This is a genomic window from Rhodovulum sp., assembly GCF_011048875.1.
Classification (GTDB): Bacteria; Pseudomonadota; Alphaproteobacteria; order Rhodobacterales; family Rhodobacteraceae; genus Rhodovulum; species Rhodovulum tesquicola.
This window is the reverse complement of the sequence record NZ_DSDD01000216.1, coordinates 1-2,777: the sequence shown is the minus strand read 5'-3', so window position 1 is coordinate 2,777 and position 2,777 is coordinate 1. Positions and strand designations below refer to the sequence as shown.

Sequence of the window (2,777 nt, the reverse complement as noted above, 5' to 3'; positions counted from 1 at the left end):
GCCCTTGACCGGCTGGCCGAACTGGCGGGCCATCGGCGCGGACCAGTCCACCCGCAGCCCGACATTCGCGGGCGCAAAGGGCGCAACCGGCACGCCCGCGGCCGAAAGCGGCCCCACCCAGGCACCATCAGAGCCCAGCCTTGCCCAACTCGCCCCGCCCAGCGCCAGGATCGTGACCCCGGCCAGCACCGCGCGCGGGCCTTCGGGCGTGTCGAACGTGACCGCCGCGCCGTCCCAGCCCGTCCAGCGCCAGCGCGGGCGCAACGTCACGCCAAACCCTTCAAGCCGCCGCAGCCACGCACGCAGCAGCGGCGAGGCCTTCATCGCCGTCGGGAAAACCCGTCCTGTGCTGCCGGTGAAGACCGGCTGGCCCAGCCCCTCGGCCCAGGCGCAGACATCCTCGGGGCCGAACGCCGCGATCATCGGGCCAAGCGGCCCGGCCGCCTCGGCATAGGCCGCGAGGAAACTCCCCGACGGCTCGGCCCGGGTCAGGTTCAGCCCCGACTTGCCCGCCATCAGGAACTTGCGCGCAGGCGCGGCCTTGGCCTCGGCGATCACCGTGGGGATGCCAGCCGCGCCCAGCGCCTCGGCCGCCATCAGCCCCGCAGGCCCCGCCCCGATCACCAGCGCCCCGATCCGCTCCATCACGCCGCCGCCCTCTTGCCGGACATGCGGGATGCACGGCCCCCGGCCGTCATTCGCCCGACGACCAGCAATCCGCGGGAACGACGAAAAGCGAAACCCGCTTGCCCCGCCAGGCCCCCATCTCGGGTGCGATCACACGGATCGGTTCCGCCCCCATGATGCAGGCGGGTGCCCCCCCTCCGGTCGCGAACAGAACGTCGCCCGCCAGCCCCTCGGGCAGCGGATGCCTCAGCGCGTAGTGATGCGGCGCCCGGCCCGAGGGCGGGACCGCATGCAGGGCAAGCCCGCTGTCGCGCGCCGAATAGAACAGGTCGGCCAGAAGGCTGCGGTTCTCGGACACGACGACGCCCAGACCGGCCTCGCGCGCGCCGCTCACGATCTCGGCCGACATCTCGTCAAGGCCGAGATACCGTTCCAGCAGCGGCTTGCCCCTGGGCGCGGCCTGGTCGGCAAAGACCCCCAGAACCGGCAGCGCCAGCGCCACCGTGCCGTTCATCGCGAACGAGGCCACGCGCCAGCGCGGGGAAAGCCGGGGCAGGACGGCCAGCGTCCCCGCCAGATAGGCCGCCGCCGCCCAGTTTGCATAGGCCCCCGACAACAGCGCCTGCCCCGACACGATCACCAGCGGCGGCAGCGCAAAGACCAGCAACAGCCGCCGCGCGCCATCGCCCGCGCCGCGGCGCAGGACAAGCCAGACCAGCGCGCCGAACAGGACCGGGCCGAAGACCGCGAACTGGCTGGCCAGGAACTCGGCCAGTCCGGCAAGGTTCAACCCCGCCCGGCTGCCCGGGTCACGTACCCAATCGGCATTGTCCAGCGTGTGATGGACCGTGGTCAGCCCGTTCACCAGGTTCCAGACCACGTTCGGCGCAATGGTCAGCGCGAACAGCCCCAGCGCCGTCAGCCCGTCGCGCAGCGCAGGCCGGGCACTGCGGAAGATCAGCCCCGCCAGAATGGCCGAGATCAGGTAATAGATCGCGGCATATTTCGACAGGAAGGCCAGCCCCAGCGCCACACCCGCGACCACCGCCCAGACCCGCCCGCCGCCCCGCAAGAGCCTGAGCCAGCCGCCCAGCGCCAGCGCAAGGAAGGGGAACATGATCGTGTCGGTCGAGATCAGGATCGACCCCACCGTCACCATCGGCAGCGTGACATAGCCCAGCGCGACCCATAATGCCGCCCGCGCCCCCCAAAGCCCGGCGGCGATCCAGCCCAGGATCAGCGCGGTCGCGCCATGAAACAGCGGCGCGGGCAACCGCACCCAGAACGGCGCATCGCTGCCCGCCAGTTCGGTCGCCGCCCGGATCACCCAGCCCACCATCGGCGGCTTGGAATAGTAGCCCAGCGCCAGCTCCCGACCCCAGAGCCAGTATTGGGCCTCGTCCACGAACAGGTCCATGCGGTTGAACCACAAGAGCGCCACCCGCGCCGCCGTCACCGCGAGGACGGCCGCGGCCGCCGGGATCAGCCAGCCCCCGGGCTCAGGCGTTGCGGCGGTTTGCATGGATCAGCCAGAGATTCCGGGAATAGATGATGATGCCCATGGACTGGCCGAGGATGAAGACCGGATCCTTGCGGTAGACCGCATAGGCGAACAGGATCGCGCCCCCCGCCAGCGAGAAATACCAGAACGCCAGCGGCACCACCGAATCCCGGGCGCGCTCTGATGCGATCCATTGCACGAGGAAGCGCGCCGTGAACATCAACTGCCCGCCCAGCCCGATCATCACCCACCAGAATTCGGTCCAGCTTGCGACCGCCAGGAACGCAAAGACCGTCTCAAACGACATTGCCGGTGTCCTCGCTGGCGCGTGCCTTCTTGCGCCGCTTGATCAGCCAGGCGACCCCGACCAGATCATGCAGGCCGACCAGCGCGCGTTGCAGGTTGTTGTAGTTCGACCGCCCGGCACGGCGCTCGCGATGGCTGACATCGACCAGCGCCACTTCCCATCCGTCGCGGCGGAACAGCGCGGGCAAGTAGCGGTGCATGTGGTCAAAATAGGGCAGCGCCAGAAAGGCGTCGCGCCGGAAGCCCTTGAGCCCGCAGCCGGTATCGCGGGTGCCGTCGCGCAGAATCCGCGCCCGCAGCGCATTGGCCAGCCGCGAGGCCCAGCGTTTCGACGCCGTATCCT

The 2,777-nt window shown here is 70.3% G+C and carries 3 protein-coding genes and 1 pseudogene; all 4 read right to left on the bottom strand.

Going from position 1 to position 2,777, the window contains the following annotated elements; all coding sequences use genetic code 11:
- The coding region (locus ENN83_RS07520) for a TIGR03862 family flavoprotein (RefSeq protein ID WP_287185658.1) at positions 1 to 645 on the bottom strand (645 nt) is incomplete at its 3' end.
- 49 nt (positions 646 to 694) lie between these two features.
- Positions 695 to 2,149, bottom strand: coding sequence for an ArnT family glycosyltransferase (locus ENN83_RS07515; protein WP_287185656.1), 1,455 nt, complete (start codon positions 2,147 to 2,149; stop codon positions 695 to 697).
- The gene (locus ENN83_RS07510; RefSeq protein ID WP_287185655.1) at positions 2,127 to 2,435 is read right to left on the bottom strand and encodes a lipid-A-disaccharide synthase N-terminal domain-containing protein; all 309 of its coding nucleotides are present in this window, start codon (positions 2,433 to 2,435) and stop codon (positions 2,127 to 2,129) included. Before ENN83_RS07510 ends, ENN83_RS07515 begins: the two co-directional genes overlap by 23 nt.
- Positions 2,425 to 2,777: pseudogene (locus tag ENN83_RS07505) on the bottom strand (dolichol-phosphate mannosyltransferase); the annotation flags it as partial. The gene ENN83_RS07510 and the pseudogene ENN83_RS07505, both read right to left, overlap by 11 nt.

Bases quoted from the DNA above. Each gene is read 5' to 3' on its own strand.
- ENN83_RS07510 (WP_287185655.1), bottom strand. From the start codon at position 2,435: ATGTCGTTTGAGACGGTCTTTGCGTTCCTGGCGGTCGCAAGCTGGACC.
- ENN83_RS07515 (WP_287185656.1), bottom strand. From the start codon at position 2,149: ATGCAAACCGCCGCAACGCCTGAGCCCGGGGGCTGGCTGATCCCGGCG.